We start from the raw sequence: 24919 nt of genomic DNA, 5'->3' as shown, positions 1-24919 counted from the left end.
GGCCGATCGGGCCGCAGTTTCAAAGGCTGGGATTGAACTTGTCCCAGCCTTCCTTGACCGTTTCCATCGCCGGATTGGTCGATGTGCTCGAGACATGCGGCAGCGTCGAAATCTTCTCGCCGAGAACACGGCGGTATTTGGCGATGTCGCGGGTGCGAACCTTCAGCAAATAGTCGAAGCGCCCGGCGATCATGTGGCACTGTTCGACCTCCTTGATCTTCTTGACCGCATCGTTGAAGCTCTTCAGCGCGCCCTCGGTCGTGTTCGAGAGCTTGACCTCGACGAAGGCGATATGATCGAGTTCCATCTTCGCCGGATTGAGCACCGCCCGGAAACCCTCGATATAGCCTTCGGCGATCAGCCGCTTGAAGCGGATCTGGCATGGAGTATTCGACAGGCCGACGCGCGCTGCCAGGTCTGTAATGGAGATCCGCCCATCTTCCGACAGGGCCTCCAGTATCTTCCTGTCCAGTTGGTCGAGTTCACTAAACAAGGCGGTCTCTTTAGGCATATTAGCATCCCAATCGCGATATCTATAGATAATTGCCATTGAAATCGCCCTCAATCAAGTTGGATCGACCAGGCACATTTATGCTAGATTGCCGCTGCCGGTGGTTTGGGGCATGGGCGCATGCGCCTTGCGTATCGAACAGACGCCGGCAGTTGCCGTTCAAACAAGTCCCGCTGCTAGGATCCCGCAATGCTCAACGCCGCCGATAACGCACCAGGTCCGGATTCCAATTCGCCATTTGCCGAGTTTGCGCCGCCGATCCGCGAGCAATCGGACCTGCGCAAGGCCATCACCGCCGCCTACCGGCGCCCGGAAACGGAATGCCTGCCGCCCCTCGTGGAAGCAGCCCGCGTGCCTGCGGATATGAAGGCCGCCGCCCGCGATACCGCGCGCAAGCTGATCGAGGCGCTGCGTGCCAAGCACAAGGGAACCGGCGTCGAGGGCCTGGTGCAGGAATATTCACTGTCGAGCCAGGAAGGCGTTGCGCTCATGTGCCTCGCCGAAGCGCTGCTGCGTATCCCCGATACGGCCACGCGCGATGCGCTGATCCGCGACAAGATTTCCGAGGGTGACTGGAAGTCGCACGTCGGTGGCGGACGCTCGCTGTTCGTCAACGCGGCGACCTGGGGACTTGTGGTCACCGGCAAGCTGACATCGACCGTCAACGACCGCAGCCTTGCCGCCGCGCTGACCCGGCTGATTGCCCGCTGCGGCGAACCGGTGATCCGTCGCGGCGTCGATATGGCGATGCGCATGATGGGCGAGCAGTTCGTCACCGGTGAGACGATCGACGAGGCGCTGAAGCGCGCCCGTCCGCTCGAAGCACGCGGCTTTGGTTACTCCTACGACATGCTGGGCGAGGCAGCGACGACGGCAAAGGATGCCGACCGCTACTACCGCGACTACGAGAAGGCGATCCACGCGATCGGCAAGGCATCGGATGGCCGCGGCGTCTATGCCGGGCCGGGCATCTCGATCAAGCTGTCGGCTCTTCACCCCCGCTATGTCCGCGCCCAGTCGAAACGGGTGATGACCGAGCTTCTGCCCCGCGTTCGCGAACTGGCACTGCTTGCCCGCACATATGACATCGGCCTCAATATCGACGCCGAGGAAGCCGATCGCCTCGAACTGTCGCTCGACCTCCTCGAAGAACTCAGCCTCGACGCCGGGCTGAAAGGCTGGAACGGTCTCGGCTTCGTCGTTCAGGCCTATGGCAAGCGCTGCCCCTTCGTGCTCGACTACATCATCGATCTCGCCCGCCGCTCCGGCCGCCGGATGATGGTGCGCCTCGTCAAGGGCGCCTATTGGGACGCCGAGATCAAGCGCGCCCAGCTCGACGGCCTGCCTGACTTCCCCGTCTATACGCGCAAGATCCACACCGACGTTGCCTATGTCGCCTGCGCCCGCAAGCTGCTGGCCGCCACTGACGCCGTGTTCCCGCAATTCGCAACGCATAATGCCCAGACGCTGGCGACCATCTATCAGCTCGCAGGCCCGGACTTCCAGATCGGCAAGTACGAGTTCCAGTGCTTGCATGGTATGGGCGAGCCTCTTTATGACGAGGTCGTCGGCAAGCAGAATCTCGACCGGCCCTGCCGCATCTACGCGCCCGTCGGCACGCATGAAACGCTGCTCGCCTATCTCGTCCGCCGCCTGCTCGAGAATGGCGCGAACTCCTCCTTCGTCAACCGCATCTCGGACCCCAAGGTTTCGGTGGATGACCTGACCACCGATCCGGTCGATCTCGTCGAAGCCGCCACGCCCATCGGCAAGCCGCACGATCTCATCTCCCTGCCGCAGAACCTCTATGGCGCCGAACGCAACAATTCCTCGGGCATCGACCTTTCGAACGAAATGGAACTGGCCCGCCTTGCCGGCAACCTGCTTCAGACAACCACGAAATGCTGGCATGCCACGCCGCTTATGGCAGACGGCTCGGTGGATGGCACGACAAGCCCGGTTCTCAATCCGGCCGATCATGGAGACGTTGTCGGTCAGGTGACCGAAGTGGAGATCGACGCCGCCGCCAGGATCGCCAGGTTCGCGGCTGACGGCGCCAAGCAATGGGCGGCAGTCCCGCCGGCAGACAGGGCAGCCTGCCTCGATCGCGCCGCCGATATCATGCAGTCGCGGATCGAGCCGCTGATGGGCATCATCATCCGCGAGGCCGGCAAATCCGCCGCCAACGCCATTGGCGAGGTACGCGAGGCAATCGACTTCCTGCGCTACTATGCGGAACAGGCTCGCCGCACACTCGGCCCGTCGCATGTGCCTCTCGGCCCGATCGTCTGCATCAGCCCCTGGAACTTCCCGCTGGCGATCTTCACCGGACAGGTCGCCGCAGCGCTGGTGGCGGGCAACCCAGTTATTGCCAAGCCTGCGGGCGTCACCCCGATCATCGCCTTCGAAAGCGTCAGGATCCTGCATGAGGCCGGCGTTCCGCGCGCAGCGCTTCAGTTCACCCCGGGCAGCGGCCGCCTCGGCGCCGCGCTGATCGACGCGGAAGAGACGGCCGGCGTGATGTTTACGGGTTCCACCGGCGTCGCCCGGATGATTCAGGCACAGCTTGCCAACCGTCTCTCGGCGTTGGGCAAACCGATCCCGCTGATCGCCGAGACAGGCGGCCAGAACGGCATGATCGTCGATTCCTCCGCACTTGCCGAACAGGTCGTCGGCGATGTCATCGCTTCGGCTTTCGACAGCGCCGGTCAGCGCTGCTCGGCATTGCGCGTGCTCTGCCTGCAGCAGGACGTCGCTGACCGCACCCTGACGATGCTGAAGGGCGCCCTCCAGGAGCTGACGATCGGCCGTACCGATCGCCTCAGCATCGATGTCGGCCCGGTCATCACGGCGACCGCAAAAGGCGATATCGACGCCCATATCGAGAAGATGAAGGCGCTCGGCTGCAAGGTCGAGCAGCTGCCTCTGCCTGAGACTGCGGGCCTCGGCACCTTCGTGCCGCCGACCATCATCGAACTCAAGAAGCTGTCCGATCTGGAAAAGGAAATCTTCGGGCCGGTTCTTCACGTTATCCGCTACCGCCGCGAAGATCTCGATCGCCTGATCGATGATATCAACGGCTCCGGCTACGGCCTGACATTCGGGCTTCACACGCGTCTCGACGAGACGATCGCTCACGTCACCAGCCGCATCCAGGCGGGTAATCTCTATGTCAACCGCAACATCATCGGCGCGGTCGTCGGCGTCCAGCCGTTCGGCGGCCGTGGCCTGTCGGGCACCGGCCCGAAGGCGGGCGGTCCGCTCTATATCGGCCGCCTGGTCCAGAAGGCACCGGTGCCGCCGCAGCACAGCTCCGTTCACACCGACCCGGCTCTTGCCGACTTCGCAGTCTGGCTATCGGGCAAGGGACGGGCTGACGACGCCGAGGCCGCACGCGAGCTCGGAAGCCTCTCCGCCGTTGGCCTTGAGAAGGAACTTGCCGGTCCTGTCGGCGAGCGCAACATCTATGCGCTTCATCCGCGCGGACGGGTTCTGCTCGCTCCCGAGAGCGAACGTGGCCTCTATCGCCAGCTGGCCGCTGCGCTCGCCACCGGAAACCAGGCCGTTATCGACGAAGCCACCGGCCTTCGCGCCGCACTGAAGGACATTCCCGCAAGCGTCGCGGCGCGCGTCTCCTGGACTTCGGACTGGAACAAGGACGGTCCCTTTGCCGCAGCCCTTTTGGAGGGCCGCGCAGAGCGCATCCGGACGCTCAACAAGGCGATCGCCGCACTCGATGGACCGCTTGTCCTGGTGCAATCGGCGACGGCCGCCGAAATCGAGAGCGATATCGAAGCTTATTGCCTGAACTGGCTAATCGAAGAGGTCTCGACCTCGATCAACACGGCCGCCGCCGGCGGTAACGCCAGCCTGATGACCATCGGCTGAATGGGATAGAATACTTGCCCGGACACCTGCCCGGGCAAGTTGATCTATTCCAACGGTTTCGCGCGCAGCATCGCTCCGGGCCGTCCGCCTCGACATGATCGTTTTCCACGGCTGCAACGCGCGAGACGACGCCCACACACGTCACCGATGTCCTACAGCCGACAGCAATACGTTCAATATTTCCTAAAATTCTACAAATACAACCTTATTTACTTGAATAATAAATCGGATGATTAATCCAAATTAGCTACGACTATGGAAATAGTCAGAATGACTTAGATGGACATAGAATTATTTTACGAATACTAATTGCACAGATACTATGAACAGGACGCGTATCATGAGTCCGATCTCGGTAGTAGTTATTGACGACCACCCGTTAATGGTGGCCGGACTGACGGAAATTCTTGGAAAGAATCCGGAATTTACTATCGCAGCGACTGGCACATGCGCCGACGATGCATTGGATATCGGCCTAAGACTGGCGCCGGATGTGTTTGTCGTCGATCTGATGATGCCCGGCAACATCTTCGACGTGATCACGAAACTGGTCGAAAAAATCCGCACCAAAATACTGGTTTTTACAGCGAACACGGGCAGCGATTACGCGGTGCGTGCGCTCAATGCCGGCGCGAGCGGCTATGTTCTCAAAGGCAGCAGCATTCAGGAGCTCGTCCAGGCAATCAGCGCCGTGCATCGCGGCGACATGTTCATCACGCCGGCCTTTGCCTGCAAGGTCATCGAAGAACTCAAGATCGCTTCGCTGCGCAAAAAGGCCGGAGCGGATTTGAAGCTCAGCATCCGCGAGGGGCAAATCATCGGCATGCTTCTGCGGGGCTTCACCAACCGGCAGATCGCAATCGGCCTCAAGATCGGCGAGAAGACCGTCAAGAATTACATGACGATCCTGATGCAGAAGCTGAATGCCCGAAACCGGCTGGAAGTGCTGATCGCCGCACAAAAGCTGGAGGGTGCCGGCGATTCCATTCCGCGGCACTAGAGACTGTTGCCCTCCATCGGCACCGTCACCCGAAGCTCCGTGCCGGAAACCGGCCCCGGCCGGATATCGACGTGCCCCCTGAATGCAGCGACACGGTTGCGAATGCCCTGGAGGCCGAGCGGACGGTGCCGATCTATGCTGCTCTCTGGCGCAATCCCTGGACCTTCATCGGCAATGGTCACGACGATCTCGGACATATCGGATGATGCAGACACGCGCTGACCTCGGCCGCCGCCGTGTCGGAATGCGTTGTTGAGCCCTTCCTGCACCACGCGATAAAGACAGATTTTCAGCGGATGCGCGACGCGCTCGGGAAGTTTCCCGTAGGCCGATAAGACCTTTGATCCCGTCGCATACTCATGCTGCTCGACCGCCATCTGCAAGGCGGCCTCCAGCGGCATGTGCTCGATCTCGGGCACGACAAGATCGGTCGATAGCTCCCGCAATTCGGTCAACACCAGACGCGCAATATGAACGGGTGCGAGCTCGCCCCCCTTGATCTCCGGCACGCGTTCAAGCGCCACCTTCGGCAAATTGGCGCTTGCCGCAGATCCGCTCAGCTTGAGGATCAGCAGACTGAGCAGCTGAACCGGACCATCGTGCAGATCGGCGCCAATCCGGTTGAGAAGCTGCTCGTTCGATTGGGTGGCATCCATGCGGGACCGGTCCGCCGCCTTTCGAAGCTCCGTATTCTGCTCCGCCAGTGCCCGCGCCTGAGCGAGCTGCGTCTTCAATACCGCCCGCTGACCGGCAATCGTCCTGCTGGCCCGCCGGACGATCAGAAACAAGAGCGCCATGATCGCCAGCGAGGTGGCTCCGACAATCACCCATGTATGGCGCTGCACCCTGTTGCGCTGAACGACAAATTCGCCCGCCTCCTCATAAAGCTCTCCGACGGCGATGATATCCCGCGTGCCCGGCCGGTAGATCGGGGCATAGATTTCGATGAGCGGCCGGTGGGTTGCCGCGGGACCATCGTCCTCTCCGTCGTCGTGGCTATCCTCAAGCTGGGCGACGACCCGCCCCTTGAAAGCGTGCTCGATATCCTGCGAGGGAAAAGTCTTTCCAATCAGCGATTTGTTGGTGCTGTAGATGACGAGACCATCGTGGCGCCATATCCGGAAGCCTTCGACGCGCCGTGCGAGATCCGTGCCGATCAGCAACTCATCCAATTCCTCCTGGCGGGCCGGAGACACCTGAGGATCATCGGCATTTCCCTCGATATGGCGAGCCAGAAAACCCTCCATGTAGAGGGCGCCGGATTCGGCCCGGCTCCTCAGCTGGTTGGCGGCGATCTGTCCACTCAGCCATTCCCCCAGCAGCGCCATCGAACCACAGACGACGATACCCGCAACAATGAGAAATTGCCGGGTGACATCAAGGCCTTGCCAGATGCCGGACATGCCCGGCCCTCCGCCTTCGGCATTCTTACTGCCAGGGACGTAAGTCACATTTATTTGCGGGTCAAAAGTCCCGCCCCCCTCAAAGACCAAAGTCTCTAGATGTCCCCGGACCTATGGAACTATTCCGTGGCCTCCCCCCGAGACATCATCCGATCATCGCAGATAATGCCGATCGGTTTCTACTGGATTCTTTCGGGGCGCAACTTTGCGCTCCGAGTAAAAAATCCCGCCGCCCGGCTCGATCCTGCGAATTCTTTGTGGGGAGCAAGCATTGCCGAAACGATAATCGTTTCCCGTGCAATCAGAGGGGAGAGTACCATGGTCACCTATATCCGTTCGGATCTCGATTTCATCCTGGCGCAGATCAAGATTGCAGAGGCGCATGCTGCTGGAACGCCGCTTTATGGACCAGGTGGCCTGATCCCCGCTTACAACGTGGCCTGGGGGTTGCGGACGGTCGATGGATCCTACAACCACCTCCTGCCCGGCCAGGAAATGTGGGGCGCCGCCGGCGCAGAGTTTCCCGAGCTGATGTCTCCGATCTACCGGCCCGCCGATGGCACGCTCTTCGATCCAGATGGTCCGGGCGGAGCGCCTGCAATGCCGACGGCTCCCAACTACAACCCGTCGAACAATCCCGGTTCCCTCGTTTTCGATTCAAGCCTCCGCACCATCTCGAATCTGCTCGTCGATCAGACGCTCGGCAATCCGGCCGCTATCCTGACCGCACTTGAGCGAGCCGGCGCGGCAAGCCCGATGACCGATCTTCCCGCAGTCACGGCGATCTACCAGACATTCAAGCCGGCTTCAGACGCCGAGTACCAGGCACGCGTCGTCATGCAGAACGCCAAGACCGCAGCCGATGCGCTTGGTGATGGCGATCCCAACACGCCGCCGACGCCTGCGGAACAGACCGCGCTCGATACATTGGCGAATGCCACGGCAGCGCATGCCGCGACAGTGACCGATCTGGAAGCTGCGCGCGAGGTGCGCGATGCGGCGCTTGAGCCCTTCGGCATCACCATGCAGGGCGACAACGTCTATCTTCCTGCCGTCGCACCGGATGAAGGTCTTTCGGCGCCGTTCAATTCCTGGTTCACCCTGTTCGGCCAGTTCTTCGATCACGGCCTCGATCTGATCAACAAGGGTGGCAGCGGAACGGTGTTCATCCCCCTGGCGGAGGACGATCCGCTCTATGTCCCAGGCAGCCATACGAACTTCATGGTGCTGACCCGTGCGACGGTTTCGGCTGGCGCAGATGGTATCATGGGCACCACTGACGACGTCCGCCCCGTTAACACGACAACCTCCTATGTCGACCAGAATCAGACCTACGCCTCGCATGCGTCGCACCAGGTCTTCCTGCGCCAGTATCAGCTCAATACGGCAGGCGATCCGGTTGCAACGGGCAAGCTGATCGAAGGCGGCAACGGCGGCATGGCGACCTGGGGCGAGGTCAAGGCTCAGGCGAAGACACTGCTCGGCATCAACCTGACGGATGCCGACGTCGGCGCCGTCCCGCTGCTGCGTACTGACCCCTACGGCAACTTCATACCCGGCGCGAACGGCTTCCCGCAGATCATCCTCGGGATCGGCGCGGACGGTATCCCCAACACGGCCGACGACATTGTGCGGGAAGGCGACCCGACCGCCAATGGGGGGCTGGGCGCCTCGACGACCGGCGCTATCCGCACCGCCAGCGCGTTCCTCGCCGACATCGCCCATGAGGCCGTGCCGATCGGCAAGATCGCCGATGGTGACATCACCATCGGTCTCGGCAACCCGGGCAACGGCGATACGGAATATGACAACGAACTGCTGGACGCGCACTTCATTGCCGGCGACGGCCGCGTCAACGAGAATATCGGCCTGACCGCCGTCCACCACGTCTTCCATGCCGAGCATAACCGGCTTGTGCAGCATACGAAGGACACGGTGCTCGCAAGCAACGACCTCACCTTCATCAACGAGTGGCTGGAAGTCGATCTGGTTGCTCTGCCGACGGCCGGGCAGATCGCATCGCTGGTCTGGGATGGCGAGCGCCTCTTCCAGGCGGCCAAATTCGGCACCGAGATGCAGTACCAGCATCTCGTCTTCGAAGAATTCGCCCGCAAGATCCAGCCGAATATCAACGTGTTCCTGGTGCCTGATGGCTTCGACACGACCATCGACCCGTCGATCGTCGCCGAATTCGCCCATGTGGTCTATCGCTTCGGCCACTCGATGCTGACCGAGTCGATCGACCGCTTCGACCCGTCATTCAACGAAGACCATATCGGCCTGATCGAGGGCTTCCTCAATCCGCTCGCCTTCGATGGCGGCGATACCGGCGTTGCCCATTCGATCGGCGACGACGTTGCGGCGGGTGCGATCATCCGCGGCATGACCCGGCAGGTCGGCAACGAGATCGACGAGTTCGTGACGACGGCGCTGCGCAACAATCTGCTCGGCCTGCCGCTCGACCTCGCGACGATTAACCTCGCCCGCGGCCGCGACACCGGCGTGCCATCACTGAACGAGGCGCGGCGGACCTTCTACGAGGCCACCAACGAGGACGCGCTGCTCAAGCCCTACGAGAGCTGGGTCGATTTCGCCGGTCACCTCAAGCATGAAGCGTCGATCATCAACTTCATCGCGGCTTACGGCACACATGCTGCGATCACCACCGCGACCACACTTGTAGGCAAGCGCGACGCGGCCCTGGCCCTCATCATTGGCGACGGCAACGATGTCGATGGAGTAACCATTGGCGGCGTGAACTATACTGATCGTTTCGACTTCCTGAACGGCACCGGCACCTATGCAGCGTTGCTCGGTGGCCTCGAAAACGTCGATCTCTGGATCGGCGGCCTTGCCGAACAGATCATGCCCTTCGGCGGTATGCTGGGCTCGACCTTCAACTTCGTCTTCGAAGTGCAGATGGAAAAGCTGCAGAACGGCGACCGCTTCTACTATCTGCAGCGCCTCGACGGTCTTCACCTCTTCGGCGAGATGGAGAACAACTCCTTCGCCGCGATGATCATGCGCAACACCGACGCCACGCATCTGCCGTCCGACGTCTTCTCGACGCCCGGCCTCATCCTGGAGATCGACCGCACCAAGCAATACAATCCCGGCCTGGGCGAGGATGCCGGCGCCGACGGCATCCTGGAGGACGATCCGAATACGGTGATCAATGAAAGCGCCGACAACCGCGGCATCGATCCTCTCGGTACCAGCCTGCTGACACCGCTCGTCATTCGCGACAACCCGGCCACAGCGGGCCCTGATACCAACTATCTCCGCTACACCGGTGGCGACCACGTCGTCCTCGGCGGCACCGGGGGCAACGACACCCTGATCGCCGGCATCGGCGACGACACGCTCTTCGGCGACGGCGGCAACGACCGGCTGGAAGGCGGCTTCGGCAACGACATCATCAATGGCGGCGACGGCAACGATATCATCGTCGACAGCGGCGGCGACGACAACATCAAGGCCGGCAAGGGCCATGACGTCGTACATGCAGGCCCCGGCCTCGACCTCGTCATGGGCAATGACGGCCAGGACTTCATCTTCCTCGGCACAGACATGGGCTCGGAAGTCTTCGCCGGCACCGGCAACGACTTCATCTACGGCAACAAGAATGCCGAACGCATTCTCGGCAACGAGGGTGACGACTGGATCGAGACCGGTACCTTTGACGGCGCGCCCGGCGACAACTTCGACGAAATCTTCGCCCATGACGGCATCGACGGAAACGACGTGTTCCTCGGCGATGGCGGCTTCGACGAGTTCATCGGCGAAGGCGGCGACGACATCATGGTCGGCAGCGCCGGCCGCGGCAAGATGGCCGGCATGTCCGGCTTTGACTGGGCGACCTACAAAGACAATACGCTTGGCGTGAATGCCGACCTCTCCCGCCCGATTGTCTTCGACGAGGCCCCGACCCTACCGCAGAACGCGGCACTCGACGAGTATGAGTCGATGGAAGGCCTCTCCGGCACCCGCTTCGCTGACGTGCTTGGCGGCACCGAAGACGTGGCGGCCGACCGCGCCAGCCTCGCCAATGGCGGCACGAGCGGCTATCTCGGCAGCACGCTCGACGCGCAGGGCATCGCCCTGATCGCCGGCCTGCAGGCTGTACTCGGCGCGGGTGTCACCTCCTTTGCCGGCGGCGACATCATCCTCGGCGGCGATGGTGACGACCGCATCCAGGGTAACGGCGGCGACGACATCATCGATGGCGACAAGTGGCTGAACGTCCGCATTGGCATCATGAGCGGGTTCGATGATAACGGTCCCACCGGCACGGAAATTGCCGGCAATCCGAATATCAAGAGCATGACGAGCCTCGTCACGCTTGTCGTCAACGGCGCCTCTGTTACCAAGACGCTCGCGGCCTGGATGTTCGAAGGCCGGATCAACCCCGGCCAGCTACAGATCATTCGTGAAATCACCACGGCTGGTGCGGACAACATCGCCGATACCGACACCGCCGTCTTCCGCGGCGACCGCGGCGAATACGCCTTCTCGGCCACCACGGACGGGCAGGTCATCGTCACCCATGCTGTCGAAGACGCAATCGATGGCAGCGACCGCCTGCGCAACATCGAGAAGGTGGAGTTTGCCGGAGGTGGTGCGCTCAACATCATCGTCGGCACGCCTTACAGCGACAATGGCCTTGCCCCACAGGGGGCGGCTCCGCTCAACCAGCCGGTACTGAACGGCACGGCAACGGACGACCTGATCCTCGGCCTTGCCGGCTCCGATGTGCTCAACGGCAATGGCGGCAACGACATCCTGGTTGGCGGCGCCGATGGGGCCGTCGCGGCTCTGACGACTGTGACCTTCCAGGATAACTTCAACACCAGCAGTTTTACCAACTCCAACGGACCCAACGGCAATCCCGCGTGGACGACGCCCTGGACAGAAACTGGCGACAGCACACCCGGCGACCCAGCGACAGGCAGTCCAACGACGGGCCAGATTCGCCTCGATAATGGTCAGGACAATCTACGGTTCAATGCCGGGGATGGCGGCCAGATCCAGCGCACTGTGAACCTCGCCGATGCAACTGCTGCCACTCTGGCTTACACCGTTGGCCGCAGCACCGGCAACAACAGCCTTGACGCCGCACCAGACGACGACGCCGTCAGGGTTTATTTCTCGCGGAGCGGTTCTGAGGCCGACTTCGTCTTGGTCGACACCATCAACAGCACATCGTCAACAGCGGCGCGCAATATCAACCTTGCGGGTCCCTTCACGGCGAATGCTGCGATCCGCTTTGTCACCAGCGCGCTGGAAGGGGGCGAGTTTGTCTCGATAGACACCCTTGCTATTACCCGCACCACGGTCGGCACTGGTGCGGTTGCCGGCGACACGCTCAATGGTGGCCTCGGCAACGACACCTACTCCTTCAGCCTTGGCGACGGCAACGACGTCATCATCGAAGCCGGTGGCGCGGGCGCGGGAACGGCAGACAAGATCTCGATCCTAGCCCCGAGCACGGGCGTCGATGTAGATGGCCTGCCGATCCTGACCATCAACGCCCTCAATGCCTTCGACAGTAATACGGGCACTGAGAACGGCAACCTGGTGATCAACTATACGCTGCCGACAGGCGTGCAGCAGTCCATCACCGTGAACGGTCACTACACCGGCAACGTTGCAGAAACCGGCGTCGAGCTAATCAACTTCAACGGCGCCTTCTTCAACGGCTACCAGCTGGTCGGCGACTATGCCATCAGCCGGGCAGACCCGGCGGGCGGTACGCGTACCGTCAATCTGGCGGCCTCGGCTATCAACAACCTGATCGCCGGCGAAGATGGCGACAATGACGCAATCACCGGCGGCAGCGGCAACGACTTGATCTTCGGCGGCGGTGACAACGACGATCTCGTCGGCGGCCTCGGCGACGACCTCCTGGTCGGCGGCGCGGGCAATGACGACCTCGACAACCGTCTCAACGCAGCTCTCGACGACTTCGAAGGCGCGATCGGCGCCGACACCATGGTCGGCGGCGCAGGCAACGACACCTACGGCGTCGACGATCTGCTTGACGTCGTGGTGGAAGTTGCGGGCGAAGGCACGGATACGGTCGAGACCTTCCTCGCCGACCTGTCGATCGTGGCCATGGCCAATGTCGAAAACCTCGCCTTCCTCGGCGCCGATGCCAGCCAGTTCGTCGGCACCGGCAATGCGGGCAACAACGTTATCTCCGGTGGCGATCTCGCCGATACCCTGAGCGGCCTTGGCGGCAACGATACGCTGCAAGGCGGGCTCGGTGCTGACACCATGATCGGCGGTGACGGCAATGACGTCTACGAGGTCGATGAGGCTGGTGACCTTGTGACCGAAACCTCGGCAGATGCCCTCATCGGCGGTACCGATCGCGTCGAATCCGACATCGACTACACGCTCGGCGCAAATCTCGAGAATCTGGACCTCAACGGCGCCGCTGTCAGGGGCACCGGCAACACCCTCAACAATGTCATCAACGGCAATGGTGGGACCAACCAGCTGTTCGGCGCGGGGGGCAACGATACGCTCAATGGTGACGACGGCAACGACCTGCTCGATGGCGGCGATGGTAACGACACGATCAGCGGAGGCGACGACAACGATACGATCATTGGCGGGGCCGGCAACGACACCATCGATGTCGGCGGTGGCTTCAATACCATTGTCTACAACGCGCCCGGCTTCGGCGAGGACACCATCAACAGCTTCGACAGCGCCGGAGGAACAGCAGCCAACCAGGACAAGATCGACCTCAGCGGGCTCGGGATCACGGCGGCAAACTTCGCCAACCGCGTCTTCGAATCCGGCTCAGGCGCCAACACGCTCATTACTATCCGGGAAAACGGAGCGTCTTCGACTATCCAAGGTACGATCCTGATCAATGGCAGCAACACGGGGGCCATCGACGCCACCGACTTCACACTGGCGGCAGCAGCCCCGACCAGCACGATCACAGGGACCGAAGCCGCTAACACCCTCAACGGAGTGGGGACCACATCCGAGACGATCAACGCGCTTGGCGGCAATGACACCGTCAACGCAAACGGCGGCAACGACGTAGTCAACGGTGGTTCGGGTGCGGATACCCTCAATGGTGGCGACGGCAACGACACACTTAGCGGCGGCCTAGGGATCACCAATCTGAACTATGTCGACAGTTTCGACACGCAGAACCAGGGCAACTCCAACGGCACGACCACTTGGGATCCCGATTGGATCGAGAGTGGGGACAGCGGTGCTGTCGCTACGGGTCAAATCCGCATCGACGCTGGCAACAACAACGTCCTCCAATTTCTCGGTGGCAATGGCAACGATTTCAACGGAGCGCAAATCCAGCGCAGTGTCGATCTCGCGGGGGCCACCACTGCCGCCCTCAGCTACTCGTTCGTCGCCACTGGACTGGACGCGGGAACGGATAACGACGCGGTAACGGTGCTCTTTTCTCGGGACGGCACGAACTTCGTGCAGGTCGACGTGATCAACACCGCCGCGAACACCCTTCCCCGCAACATCGATCTCAGCCTGTTTGGCACCGGACCGTTTACCGCGAACGCCGCCATTCGCTTCGTGACGACCAGCCTCGAACTCAACGAAAGCGTCAACATCGAAAGCCTTACGATCAATGCGACGGGTAACTTCGGTGTCGACACCATCAATGGCGATGCCGGTGACGATACTGTTATCTGGAATGCCAATGCCTCCGGCGCCACCGATGGCCGCGACATCGTCAATGGCGGCACGGAAGGGGCCGCTGGCGACACCTTCGTGATCAATGGCAACGCCGCGGCCGAAGCCTACACGATCTACACCAGGGCAGCCTGGCTGGCGATCACCGGTAACGTCGCGGCGAACCTCAATGCCGCGACCGAAATCGTCGTCACCCGCAACGGCAGCAACAATGCGTCCGTCATCGCGGAGCTCAACGAGATCGAGGAAATCCGCCTCAACGGTGTCGATCCTTCGGGGGCGGGAATGGCCGGGAATGACAACTTCAGCATCGTCGGCGACTTCTCGACCACCAGCCTGCGCCTCAACACGATCACCATCGACGGCGATGCCGGAAATGACACGATCGATATCTCGGCGCTCGGCTCTGCGCACCGTATCGTCTTCCGCTCCAATGGCGGCAACGACACGATCATCGGCACGTTGCGGCCGCAGGACGTCATCGAACTGGCCGAAGGCACCACAGTCGACGACTATGAGATCACGACCGGTGCCAACGGCGTGACGACGATGACCAACGGCGAGCACAGCATCCAGTTCACCAGCGAAGGCGGGCTGCCGCAGTTCAATGGCGATGGCACCACGGCCGAGGAAGAAGATACGCCGGCACCGAACCCGCCTGCCCCGACGCCACCAGCCGCAACGGCAGGGGCGACGATAGCAGGCACTGCAGCCGCCGACGTGCTTCTTGGTACGGCCAGTGGTGAAACGATCGTCGGCTTTGCCGGCAATGACGTGGCAACCGGCGGCGCCGGGGCCGACATCATCCGCGGCGATGACGGCGACGACTTCCTCAATGGGGAAGGCGGAAACGACATGGTCTTCGGCGGCGCCGGAAATGACGACCTGCTGGGTGGCGAAGGCAACGACATGCTCTATGGCGATGCCGGATCCGACCGCGTCTTCGGCGATGCCGGCGACGACATGATCCGCACCGGTGCCGGCAACGACACCGCCCATGGCGGCAGCGGCAACGACATGTTCGTCGCCGAAGCAAGCGATGGCGACGACACCTACTATGGGGATGACGGTAGCGACACGCTGGATATGGCGGCGATCACTGCAAACCTGACCGTCGATCTCGGCAGCGGCTTCATGGGCCGAGGAAGTGCATCGAGCAGCCTCTCGGGCAACGATACGCTGTGGGGTATCGAGAATGTCGTCACCGGTTCCGGGGCCGACACGATCACCGCCAATGCTGCCGTCAATATCATCGATGGCGGGGCCGGAAACGACAAGTTCGTCTTCCTCTCCGAAAAGGATGCCGACGGCGACACGATCATCGGCTTCCAGCCGGGCGACAAGATCGATCTCAGCGGCACCGACGCCAATGGCGGCGTTGCCGGCAACCAGGCCTTCACGCTGGTCAACGGTTCGGCGCTGACAGGTGCCGCCCAGCTGATCGTCACGCATGAGGTCCGGGCCGATGGCGACTACACGGTCGTCCAAGGCAGCGTCGATGCCGACAGCACGGCCGAACTCCGGCTCAACATCAAGGGGAACCACAACCTCACCGCTTCCGACTTCAACCTGTAACCCGCGACATCAGGCGTGCCGACTTTCCCGGCACGCCTGACAGCCCAACAACAGAACGAAGTGGTGAAAGACATGCGCCCCAAGACTCCATTGACCGGTAACAAGCGCAAGCAGGTCGAGAAACTGACTCACGGACTGCGCGGAATATTCGTCTTCCTGTTCTTTACATCAGGGGTCATCAATATTCTGGCACTGACCGGCTCCTTCTACATGCTGCAGATCTATGATCGCGCCCTGACCAGCGGCAGCGTTCCGACACTGCTCGGGCTTTCGGCCCTGGCGATCGGCCTCTACCTGTTCCAGGGTTTCTTCGACATCATCCGCTCGCAAATCCTGGTGCGGATGGGCGCCCGGCTCGACAGCCGGATCGCGCCCATGGCCCATCAGGTGGCAATCGACATGCCGCGGTTCGGGTTCTCAACCGCAGAGGCGCTCGAGCGCGGGCGCGATGTCGATACCGTTCGCAGCTTTCTCGGCAGTCAGGGTCCTGTTGCCCTGTTCGACCTGCCGTGGGTGCCGCTCTACCTCGTCTTCGTCTATATGCTGCATCCCTATCTCGGCGCGCTGACTTTCGCCGGCGCCTTCGTGCTGTCGATGCTGACCATCGCGACCGAGCTGATGACGCGGCGGCTCGCCAGTGCCACGCACAAATCGGGCATCGAGCGCAATGCGATCGCGGATTCCAACGCGCGCAATGCCGATATCCTGAAGGCCATGGGTTTTGCCGGGCGCGCGGTGGACCGCTTCAACCGCGCCAACCAGGATCACCTGGAACTGCAGACCCGCACCAACGACATCAGCGGCACGTTTGGGGCGATCTCGCGCGTGCTGCGCATGATCCTGCAGTCGGCCGTCCTCGGTCTTGGGGCATGGCTGACGATCCAGGGAGAATTGTCGGCAGGCGCCATCATTGCCGCCTCGGTCGCCTCGGCCCGGGCACTTGCGCCCGTCGATCTGGCGATCGGCAACTGGAAGGGCTTTGTCGCCGCCCGAACCGCCTTCATTCGGCTGAAGGAGACGGTCATCGCACTTGCCGGCGCCGTGCCGCCGATGGCGCTGCCGGCACCGGCCCGCACGCTGAAGGTCGAGAAGATAACGGTCGCTGCTCCGGGTTCCGGACGGGTGCTTCTCAGCGAAGTGAGCTTTGAGATCGCCGCCGGCCAGGCGCTCGGCATCATCGGCCCGAGCGGCGGCGGCAAGACCACGCTGGCGCGCGCCCTGACCGGGGTCTGGCCGACCCTTCGCGGCAGTGTTCGTCTCGACGACGCCGAACTGACGCAATGGTCGGATGACGACCTCGGCCAGCATGTCGGCTATCTGCCACAGGATGTGGCGCTGCTCGATGCGACGATCGAGGAGAACATCGCGCGGCTGGAGCCGCAGGTCGACGCCCGGGCGATCGTCGATGCAGCGCAGACGACAGGCATCCACGAAATGATCGTGCGGATGCCGGATGGCTACCGCACGGCACTCGGCCCGCAGGGCGTCTCGCTTTCGGCCGGACAGCGGCAGCGCATTGGCCTTGCACGGGCGCTTTACCGTAACCCCTTCATCGTCATCATGGATGAGCCGAATTCCAACCTCGATGGCGAGGGTGAAATGGCGCTGACGCAGACGATCAAAGCGGTACGCGCCCGCGGCGGCATCGCCGTCGTCATCGCGCACCGGCCAAGTGCGCTTGCAGCCGTCGATATGGTTGCCGTCATTCAGAACGGAAAGATGGTCGCCTTCGGACCCAAGGACGAGATCCTGAAGCCAACGGCAGCCGAACCGGTCAGCCGGCCGGCAGCAGCGGCACAGATCGGATCACGCATCACAGCGAGGATGTCAGAATGATCGAGGTCAAAGGAACCAAAACCGCAAAGACGGAAGAAGACCCGCACGATCGCTATGTCCTGAAGAACGAGGACAAGCAGTCGAAAGTGCCGATGTTCATGACGTTGTTTCTCACAGGTTTCGCTCTCTATCTGAAGACAGCGCTATCTCATCAGCAGCCAAACCCGCCCGCTGAAGAAGCAGACGCCCGGCCGGCGCTGGACGGCGAAGAACCATTGCCGGCGGCCGACGCTGTCACGGCTCTTGCGGCGGCAGGGATCGAGGACGAGGAGGACGAAGCCGCGCTGGCCGGAAAGAAGGCCTCGGGCGTGACGCTCTCGAACCACAAGAACAGCGTGAGCTACGCGCTGACCGATTCTCCGGCGATCGAATTCAACAGGCTCAATCTGCCCAGCCTCGCGCTGTTGAAAAGCTCAGGCGGGATTTCGGTTTCCTTCCACGCCTCGAACGACAATGCATGGAAGGCTTCGAAAGCATCCGTGGCGGGGCCGCAAACGAGCACCGGCACCGGCAGCAGCAACGAGAGAGTCTCCTCACCCGCCCCTCAAACAGGAAACGAAAAACCGCAAAACCGCGCCCCGCGTATCACCAGCCCGGTCACCCTCGCTGACGTCTCCGGTTGCGCCATTGCCTTGATCGGCCTTGCCGACCTGTTGCGCGGCGCGCTCGATCCCGATGGCGATGCCTTGTCCGTGCGGGATCTGACGGTCTCATCGGGCAAGCTGGTGCAGACGGCGGGCGGGTGGAGCTACGATGCAGCGGGTCTCGGTCCGGTGACCATCACCTACCAGATTAGCGACGGCACCGCCTCCGTGTTGCAGACCGCACATTTCTCGGTGGTCAAGGCAGCACCCGTCATCGGCACGGCTGGAGACGATCTGCTTTCGGGGACGCAATGCGCCGACGAGATCGGCGGGCTGGCCGGAAACGATAATATCGACGCCAGAGACGGCAACGACACCGTGGACGGCGGTGATGGAGACGACAATATCGTTGGCGGCAGCGGCAACGATACGATCCGCGCAGGCGACGGCAATGATATCGTTCTCGGCGGTCTTGGCGACGATCACATATGGGGTGGCCGTGGCAATGACCGCCTCTATGGCGAGGAAGGCCGCGACACGATCTACGGTGAGGAAGGCGACGATCTCATCAGTGGCGGCGCGGATGCCGATATCCTTCGTGGCGGCGACGGTCACGACAGAATGAGCGGCGATGCCGGCAACGACGTCCTGGACGGTGAAGATGGTGATGACGACCTTGATGGAGGCGACGGCGACGATGTTCTCTTCGGACAGGCGGGCACCGACACACTGAAGGGCGGCACTGGCAACGATTTCCTGAGCGGCGGCAGCGGCCGGGACACGGCGAAGGGCGAAGATGGCGGCGATACGGTCGCAGGAGACGCCGACGGGGCCGACGACATCTACGATGGCGGCGCCGGGATCGATACCCTCGACTATTCGGCGCTGGCCGAGGCGGTCGAGATCGACCTCGCCGATGGCACCGCCACCGGAGTGGAGATCGGCAATGACGCCGTCTCGAATTTCGAGATCGTCCGCGCCGGGGCGAATGACGACGAGGTGACCGGCAGCCTTGCCGACGAAGCGATACACGGCAATGCCGGCGACGACTATCTGAGCGGCGGCGGCGGAACCGACTTGGTCGAAGGCGGTGACGGCGATGATGTTGTCGAAGGCGACATCGATGCCGTGGCCGACCGCTACGATGGCGGAAGCGGCATCGACACGCTCGACTATTCCGCAGCGGTCATGTCGATCGTCGTCGATCTCGCGGCCGCTGATGCGACGGGTGAAGAGATCGGCAACGACAGCATCAGCAATTTCGAGATCATCAAGACCGGGGACGGCGATGACACCCTGAATGATAATGAGGGCGCCGATCTTCTCTGCACCGGAGACGGCGACGATATCGTGGTCGCGGCAGCCGGTGCATCCGATGACGAGTATCGCGGTGAAGGCGGGTTCGACACGATCGATTATTCGCAGGCAGCGCACGGCGTGCTGATTGACCTGAACACCGGCACCGCTACCGGCTTTGATGTCGGCCACGACGTAATCGAGGGTTTCGAAAAGGTCATCGGCGGCGCGGGAGACGACACGGTCCGCGCCGGACCGCTGGCTGTCGTCATCGAGGGTGGTGCGGGCGAAGACACGTTCGAATTCACTGTGCCCGCTGGTGAAAGCAGTGCCGATGTCGTCCACCAGATCCTTGATTTCATGGTCGGGGACCGCATCGACATCTCCAAATACAAGATCTTCGAGGAGGTTCTGGACGGCCTCGAGGATCGTTTCGAGGAGATCTATGGCGACAAGGCGGATGACGAGCCGCTGCCGATCCGCGTCCGCCACGAGGGGACCGACGAGATGAGCCGGACCTTCATCGAGGTCGATATGGACAAGGACGAGCACTACGAAATGACGATCAACCTGACGGGGCATCATCTGCTTGTCATCGTTGAAAATCCCGCGGCCTAGGAAGGTAAGACATGTCTAGAAACCAGCAAAGATCCCAGGCCGCACTTTCACCTGAGGACAACAATACATTTCCTGTGACTGCCCGCGTTCTCGCCGGCATGGCGCTTGGCGTGCTGCTGTTTGCCGGGGCTGGAGGATGGGCGGCGACGACGCAGCTCAGGGGCGCGATCATCGCCCCGGGCGTCATCATGGTGGACCGGAACCTGAAGTCGATCCAGCATCGCGATGGCGGCATCGTCAGCGAAATTGCCATCAAGGAGGGCGATGTCGTTACCAAGGGACAGATCATGCTGCGCCTCGATGACGCCCAGACTCGCGCGGAGCTCTCGATCGTCAAGGCGCAGCTGATCGAACTGACGGCGCGCCAGGCGCGGCTGATCGGCGAGCGCGACAATGAGGAGGCCATCACCTTCCCGGCCGATTTCGGGACGGAGTTTCCTGCCATTGCGGCGGGCGAACGCCGTCTCTTCGATGGTAACCGCAAGAACCGGCAGAACCAGAAGCAGCAGCTTCAGTATGGCATTTCGCAACTCGAGGAGGAGTTGAAAGGCCTGGTCGCCCAGCATGACGCCAAGACCGGCGAGCTCGAACTGGTGAAAACCGAACACACCAAGATCAAGGGCCTCGCCGACAAGAAGCTGATCGATACATCCCGCAAATATTTCATCGACCGTGAACTCGCGAAACTGACTGGCGAGAGCGGGGAGATTCAGGCCAATATCGCCCGGTCGCGGGCACGCATGAGCGAGATCCAGGTGCAGATCATCGCCATCGACGAGGCGGCCCGGACAGAGGCGCAGCGCGAACTGAGCGTCGTCGAGCCGAAGCTGTCGGAATTGAGGGAGCGTCGGGTCGCCGTCGAGGATCGGCTGTCGAGGACCGATATCCGCGCACCGCTCTCGGGAACCGTCAACGAGCTTTTCGTCCACACGATCGGCGGCGTCATCACCCCGGCAGAAAAGCTTCTGACCCTGGTGCCCGCCGACGCGGCGCTTAAGATACAGGCGAGACTTGCGCCCACCGATATCGATCAGATTTCGGTCGGCCAGGACGCGAGAATGCGTTTCTCCGCCTTCAATCAGCGCGCAACGCCGGAGTTGAAGGGTAACATCGCCTATGTCTCGGCGGCAACCAGCACCGATCCTGCCACGGGTCAGATCTTCTATCTCGCCGATGTTGCCGTGCCTCCGGCAGAAATGGCAAAGCTCGGTGCCAACAGGCTTTTGCCGGGCATGCCTGTCGAAGTCTTCGTCTCGACTGAAGAGCGCACGGCAATGTCTTTCCTCGCCAAGCCACTGACGGATCAGTTCAACCGGGCGTTCCGCGAGGAGTAGTTTGGAAAATTGCGGGGCGCGCCATTATAGCGCGCCTCGCCAACTCAGATCAGCCTTCCAGCCACTTCACCTGCTCTGGCGTCAACTTGATATCGAGCGCGGAGAGGCTGTCCTCCAGCTCGGCGATCGTCCGCGGCCCGATCAGCGGAATGACCGGGAATGGCTGGGCGATGACATAGGCGAGCGCGATGTGGATCGGGCTGCGGCCAAGCTTGTTTGCAAGCTCGATTGCCCGGTCGCGGCGCTCGAAATTGCGGTCCGAATACCAGCAACGGACGATTTCCTCGTCGTCATGCTTGTCGCGTCCCGCACGGTCGGTGAAGAAGCCGCGGCCCTGGCTCGACCAGGCGAAGTTCGGGATCTGCTTCTTGTTCAGCCACGCCTTCCACTCGTCGTCGGAAGACGTAACACAACCGGCCCAGATCGGATCCAGCATCTCGGCCAGCGAGAAGTTGTTGGAAAGAGCAGCCGGTGCCGTCTTGCGGTTCTTGTCGGCATAGGCGATCGCCTCTTCCATGCGGGCGCGCGTCCAGTTCGATCCGCCGAAAATGCCGCGGATGCGGCCACGCTTCACCTCGGCATCCATCGCATCGACGAACTCGCCGACCGGAACGGCGGTGTTGTCGCGATGCATGAAGTAGATGTCGACATAGTCTGTCTTGAGACGATCGAGCGACTGGTCGAGCTGCTTGGCGATCATATCTGGATAGCAAAGCGGCGAGTGCGCGCCCTTGCCGATCAGCACGATCTCGTCGCGCGATACATCGCGGCTGGTGTGCCAGTCGCCGAAAATGCTTTCGGTCTTGCCGCCGCCATAAACGTAAGCCGTATCGAACGCATTGCCGCCTGCCTCGTAGAAGGCGTCCAGCGTCAGCGATGCCGAAGCGAAGTTCGGGAAGAACTCGAAGCCGAGCGTCACCACCGAAGCCGGTTTCAGGATGCCCGGGATTTCGCGCTTCGGAATGCTGTTGCCGAGCTTGACCGGAGCGCCTGCGAGATTGAGCGTCCGCTTCGTTGCCTTCTCGACCCCGTATTCCAGGCCGACCGACGCGCGCCACTGATCAAGAACCCGGAGATTGCCGACGGAATCCGCCCAGCTCATGCCCGGCGAGGTGAACTCATGCTGTCCAGCGCGGATCGCATCGCCGGCGGCATCCACCTCGAACGAATAGAGCCAGCGGTCTTCCTTGACCTCGATCGTCTCCTGCTCGTTGCCCTTGAAGATCTCGATCTTGCCGGTGCCGCCCTTGTGGCCAGACGCGAACCAGAAATCCTTGACCTCGATACGGCCGTCCGAGCCGATAATGCGCAGCGTGTTGTCCTGGTTCGCCATGATCGAGCAGGACACTTCGGCGATGATCGAGTTCGGGAATTTCAGCACCGCCGAGGCCCACTCATCGACACCGGACTGGCCGAGATGGGCGACGCCCGAGACCTTCTCGGGCTCAAGGAACGGCTTGCCTTCGGCAGCACCGGCAATCAGCCGCGCCATGGAGACCGGATATCCGCCGACATCGAGAATGCCGCCGCCTGCGGTATCGTTGGAAAACAGCCGGTGCTCGGGCTTGAAGCTTCCCATGTTGAAACCGAAGCTGGAGCGGATGATGCGGACCGTGCCGATGACGCCGCTCTTCACCAGCTCGACGATCTTCGCCGTCTGCGGATGGACGCGGTACATGAAGGCTTCACCGGCAAAGACGCCGGCCTTCTTCGCCTCGTGATAGATCGCGTCCGCATCGTAAGCGGAGAGCGCGATCGGCTTTTCAACGAGCACGTGCTTGCCCGCGCGGATCGCCTTGATCGCCCACTCGGCATGGCCGGTATGCGGCGTGGCGATATAGATCGCATCAATCTCGGGATCGGTGAGCAGCGCGTCATAGCCCTTGACGATACGCGCGCCCGGGAAGCCGTCGCCGAGGCCCGGCTTGTCGGGATTGCGCGTCGCGATCGCCACAAGCTTGCCGGTCCGCGAATGCGCGATGCCATCCGCAAAGGTACGGGCGATGGTGCCGGGGCCGATGATGCCCCAGCGGATCGTTTGCTCTGAACTCATGACTATTCCTCTTTCGATGTGGTCGTCTTGGGATTGCAATGTCAGCGCAGACGTTGGCCCGCGCTGTCGAACAGAAATGTGCGTTTGGCCGACAACGAGACGGCCAGGCTGTCGCGATTGCCGGTGGTGCGGGATTCCGGCCGCTCGATGATCAGCTGCTCGCCGCCGAGCGTCGCGTAAATGTAGCTGGTATTGCCGAGATGCTCGGCGACATCGACGCTGACGGTCATATCGGCGTCACCCTTGCCGGAATCACCGAAATGCTCGGGGCGGACGCCGAGCGTCACGTCGGTTCCGTCAGATAGCGCCGCAGTCAGCGGCAAGGTCAAACGGACGGTCCGGTCTGCGGCAAGCGCGATGGTCAGTCCCGCGGCGTCCCTGCCCGTCACGATGGCCTTCAAAAAGTTCATCTTCGGGGAGCCGACGAAACCGGCGACGAACTGGTTTGCCGGATCGTCGTAGAGATCGAGCGGCGCGCCGACCTGCTCGATATTGCCAGCCCTGAGCACGACGATCTTGTCGGCCAGTGTCATCGCTTCGGTCTGGTCGTGTGTGACGTAGATCATCGTCGTGCCGAGCTGCTTGTGCAGCCTCGAAATCTCGACGCGCATCTGCACACGCAGCTCGGCATCGAGGTTGGACAGTGGCTCGTCGAACAGGAATACCTTGGGCTCTCGCACGATCGCCCGGCCGATCGCCACGCGCTGGCGCTGGCCGCCGGAAAGCTGCTTGGGGCGGCGCTGCATCAGCTCGTTGATCTGCAGGATCCCGGCTGCGTGGCGGACGCGTTTCTCGGTATCTTCCTTCGGATTGCCATTCATCCGCAGGCCGAAGGAGAGGTTTTCGGCCACCGTCATATGCGGATAGAGCGCGTAGGACTGGAAGACCATGGCGATGCCGCGGTCGGCGGGCTCGACGTCATTGACCACCTTGCCGCCGATATCGATCTCGCCACCGGAGATGTCCTCCAGCCCGGCGATCATGCGCAACAGCGTGGACTTGCCGCAGCCCGATGGTCCGACGAAGACGACAAACTCGCCGTCCTTGACCTCCAGATTGGCGCCATGGATGATCTCCAGCGCACCATAGCGTTTGACGACGTTTCTGAGTGAAAGCTCTGCCATGCGGCTCC

10 protein-coding genes are annotated in these 24919 nt (G+C 62.1%); 6 read left to right on the top strand and 4 right to left on the bottom strand.

Features of this window, described 5'->3' with window-relative positions; translation table 11 throughout:
- Nucleotides 1–19 precede the first annotated feature (19 nt).
- Nucleotides 20–511, bottom strand: a complete 492-nt coding sequence (locus J2X43_RS03310) for an Lrp/AsnC ligand binding domain-containing protein (protein WP_112389026.1) — start codon at nucleotides 509–511, stop codon at nucleotides 20–22.
- Nucleotides 512–700: 189 nt separating this feature from the next.
- On the opposite strand from J2X43_RS03310, the gene putA reads away from it, so the two are divergent.
- Both putA and J2X43_RS03300 read left to right on the top strand, forming a co-directional pair.
- A complete protein-coding gene (gene putA, locus J2X43_RS03305; protein WP_112388618.1) occupies nucleotides 701–4399 on the top strand; it encodes a trifunctional transcriptional regulator/proline dehydrogenase/L-glutamate gamma-semialdehyde dehydrogenase in 3699 nt (1232 codons plus the stop codon).
- Between the two features lie 340 nt (nucleotides 4400–4739).
- On the top strand, nucleotides 4740–5399 hold the full coding sequence (locus tag J2X43_RS03300; RefSeq protein ID WP_112388619.1) for a response regulator transcription factor: 660 nt from the start codon (nucleotides 4740–4742) through the stop codon (nucleotides 5397–5399).
- Here the strand turns inward: J2X43_RS03300 and J2X43_RS03295 are convergent.
- A complete protein-coding gene (locus J2X43_RS03295; RefSeq protein WP_112388620.1) occupies nucleotides 5396–6802 on the bottom strand; it encodes a sensor histidine kinase in 1407 nt (468 codons plus the stop codon). The genes J2X43_RS03300 and J2X43_RS03295 overlap by 4 nt on opposite strands.
- 318 nt (nucleotides 6803–7120) lie before the next feature.
- Here J2X43_RS03295 and J2X43_RS03290 point away from each other — a divergent pair, with 318 nt between their 5' ends.
- The 4 genes from J2X43_RS03290 (at nucleotide 7121) to J2X43_RS03275 (ending at nucleotide 21734) form a co-directional block, all read left to right on the top strand.
- Nucleotides 7121–16066 (top strand): peroxidase family protein, encoded by an 8946-nt coding sequence (locus tag J2X43_RS03290; RefSeq protein WP_112538236.1) that lies wholly within the window; start codon nucleotides 7121–7123, stop codon nucleotides 16064–16066.
- A 72-nt stretch (nucleotides 16067–16138) separates the two neighbouring features.
- A complete protein-coding gene (locus J2X43_RS03285) occupies nucleotides 16139–17902 on the top strand; it encodes a type I secretion system permease/ATPase (RefSeq protein WP_112388622.1) in 1764 nt (587 codons plus the stop codon).
- Nucleotides 17899–20400, top strand: a complete 2502-nt coding sequence (locus J2X43_RS03280; protein ID WP_112388623.1) for a calcium-binding protein — start codon at nucleotides 17899–17901, stop codon at nucleotides 20398–20400. The genes J2X43_RS03285 and J2X43_RS03280 overlap by 4 nt, the downstream gene beginning before the upstream one ends.
- A gap of 11 nt (nucleotides 20401–20411) precedes the next feature.
- Nucleotides 20412–21734, top strand: coding sequence for an HlyD family type I secretion periplasmic adaptor subunit (locus tag J2X43_RS03275; RefSeq protein ID WP_112444132.1), 1323 nt, complete (start codon nucleotides 20412–20414; stop codon nucleotides 21732–21734).
- 49 nt (nucleotides 21735–21783) lie between these two features.
- On the opposite strand, the gene J2X43_RS03270 is transcribed toward J2X43_RS03275, so the two are convergent.
- Together J2X43_RS03270 and J2X43_RS03265 are read right to left on the bottom strand one after the other, a co-directional pair.
- Nucleotides 21784–23787: an aldo/keto reductase gene (locus J2X43_RS03270; RefSeq protein ID WP_112388625.1), complete on the bottom strand. Its 2004-nt coding sequence runs from the start codon at nucleotides 23785–23787 to the stop codon at nucleotides 21784–21786.
- 41 nt (nucleotides 23788–23828) lie between these two features.
- Nucleotides 23829–24911, bottom strand: a complete 1083-nt coding sequence (locus tag J2X43_RS03265) for an ABC transporter ATP-binding protein (RefSeq protein WP_112388626.1) — start codon at nucleotides 24909–24911, stop codon at nucleotides 23829–23831.
- Between the last annotated feature and the right edge of the window lie 8 nt (nucleotides 24912–24919).

Source organism: Rhizobium sp. BE258, assembly GCF_031457345.1.
Classification (GTDB): Bacteria; Pseudomonadota; Alphaproteobacteria; order Rhizobiales; family Rhizobiaceae; genus Rhizobium.
Note: the sequence above shows the minus strand (reverse complement) of the source record. Positions and strands in the feature narration are given on the sequence as shown.